Source organism: Phenylobacterium sp. (assembly GCF_030654915.1).
In the GTDB taxonomy this organism is placed as follows: Bacteria; Pseudomonadota; Alphaproteobacteria; order Caulobacterales; family Caulobacteraceae; genus Phenylobacterium.
Map to the genome: position 1 here is coordinate 1 of NZ_JAURWM010000214.1, position 2,218 is coordinate 2,218.

General features: G+C 64.5%; 2 protein-coding genes. Both read right to left on the reverse strand.

Going from position 1 to position 2,218, the window contains the following annotated elements:
• Positions 1-730 (reverse strand): acyl-CoA dehydrogenase family protein (locus Q7T84_RS10825; protein ID WP_304808630.1); only part of this gene is annotated, 730 nt, incomplete at its 3' end.
• Positions 731-813: 83 nt separating this feature from the next.
• Entirely contained in the window at positions 814-2,016 is a 1,203-nt protein-coding gene (locus Q7T84_RS10830; RefSeq protein WP_304808631.1) for an acyl-CoA dehydrogenase family protein, read from the reverse strand.
• Positions 2,017-2,218: the final 202 nt, after the last annotated feature.

Sequence of the window (2,218 nt, forward strand, 5' to 3'; positions counted from 1 at the left end):
TGGCGACGATGGCTTCGTCGATCACCTTCTCGACCAGCGGCAGGGCGGCGCCCTCAGAACCGATCAGGGCGTCGGCGCCGAGCGCCACGTTCTCGAAGGTGACTTCCGAGGCGCGGAAGCCGTCGACCGTCGGGTAGTCGCGCGTCGTCACGCCCTTGGCGTTCTTCGGCACGATGAACACCGAGACGCCCTCCCCGTCGCGCTGGCCGCCGCCGGTGCGGGCGGTGACGATCAGGTGCGTGGCGTAGGGCGCGCCGATGACGACCGCCTTGTGGCCGTTCAGCACGTAGCCCGCGCCGTCCTTCTTGGCGGTGGTCTTCAGGTCCTGCCAAGTGTAGCGGGCCTGTGGTTCGGCATAGGCGAAGGCGATGATCGTCTCGCCGCCGATGATGCTGGCGATCATGTCGGCCGCGCCGGCGTAACCAGAGTGCTTCAGGAAGCCGCCGCCGATCACCACGGTGCCGAGATAAGGCTCGACCACCAGGGACTTGCCCAGCTCTTCCATGATGACCATGTTGTCGGTCGAACCGCCGCCGAGGCCGCCAAGCTCTTCCGAGAACGGCGCGCCCAGGATGCCGAGCTCTTCGGCGAAGGCCTTCCAGACCGCCGGACGCCAGCCCGGCTCGGCCTTCAGCGCATCGCGGCGCTGCTCAAAGCTATAGTTGTCGGCCAGATAGCTCGCGACCGTATCGCGCAGCATCGACTGTTCTTCGGTGAAGCTGAAATCCATCTGGGTTCCCCGTGCGACACCCCGCCCCGGCGCATCGGCCGAGGGCGGGCTTTAGGCTTGTTGTGAATTAAGACGATCGACGACTAGAGGCCCAGCACCATCTTGGCGATGATGTTGCGCTGGATCTCGTTCGACCCGCCATAGATCGAGGTCTTGCGGCCGTTGAAGTAGTCGCCAGCCAGGCCTTCGGCGTAGTCGGGGCCGATGTTGGCGTTGTGACCCAGGTCGCGCAGATAAGGCGCGCCGTAGTGGCCGACGGCCTCCAGGGCGAGCTCATGCAGGCGCTGTTGGATCTCGGTGCCCTTGATCTTGAGGATCGAGCTTTCCGTGCCAGGTCCCTTGCCGCTGCTTTCGCCGGCCAAGGTGCGCAGCTCGGTGAACTCAAGCGCCGTCAGGTCGATCTCGAGCTCGGCGACCTTGCGCTTGAAGAACGGGTCGGCCAGCAGCGGGCCGCCGGCGTCCGAACGCTCAGTGGTGGCGATCTCGCGAACTCGCTCCAGGCCGCGCTTCGACCGCGCGACGCCGGCGATGCCCGACCGCTCATGGGCCAGCAGCGCCTTGGCGCAGGTCCAGCCTTGGTTCTCGTGGAAGACGCGGTTCTCGACCGGCACCTTCACGTTGTCGAGGAAGACGTCGTTGACCTCATGGCCGCCTTCCAGCGTCGTGATGCGGCGCACCTCGATACCCGGCGTCTTCATGTCGATCAGCAGGAAGGAGATCCCGGCCTGCGGCTTCGAATTCGGGTCGGTGCGGACCAGGAAGAAGCCCCAGTCGGCGTGCTGGCCAAGGGTCGTCCACGTCTTTTGACCGTTGACGATGTAGTACTCTTTGCCGTCGTCGCCGGTGACGCGCTCGGCCTTGCACTTCAGCGAGGCGAGGTCGGAACCAGCGCCCGGCTCCGAGTAGCCCTGGCACCACCACACCTGGCCGTCACGGATGCCCGGCAGGAACTTCTCTTTCTGCTCCTGGGTGCCGAAGGTGTAGATCACCGGCGCCAGCATCGCGACGCCGAACGGCAGGATGCCGATGGTGTCGGCGCGCGCCTGTTCCTCGGACCAGATGTACTTCTGGGTGGGCGTCCAGTCGGTGCCGCCGAATTCCTTCGGCCACGACGGAGCCGACCAACCCTTCTTGGCCAGGATGCGGTGCCAGGACAGATAGTCCTCACGGCCGAGATCCTCACCGCGATTCTGTTTATCGCGGAGTTCCTGCGGATAGTTCTGCGCGATGAAGGTGCGAGCCTCCTCGCGGAAAGCGGCGTCTTCGGGCGAAAAATCAAGGTTCATGGAGGGGCTCCCTGGCGCGAGCATTTACAGCGTATTTTGTTGACGCGGACCATAGACGGCAAAGATGACGATGTGAAGATGACGCTTACGTCAACGTCACCGCAAATTGCCGTGCAGAACCGGCCGAGCCGGCTTTTAAGGAGCAACAAATATGATTGGAAGGCGGATCCGAGCATAGGATTGACGCCCGCGAGTGGACGCC

Bases quoted from the DNA above. Each gene is read 5' to 3' on its own strand.
- Q7T84_RS10830 (WP_304808631.1), bottom strand. From the start codon at position 2,016: ATGAACCTTGATTTTTCGCCCGAAGACGCCGCTTTCCGCGAGGAGGCT.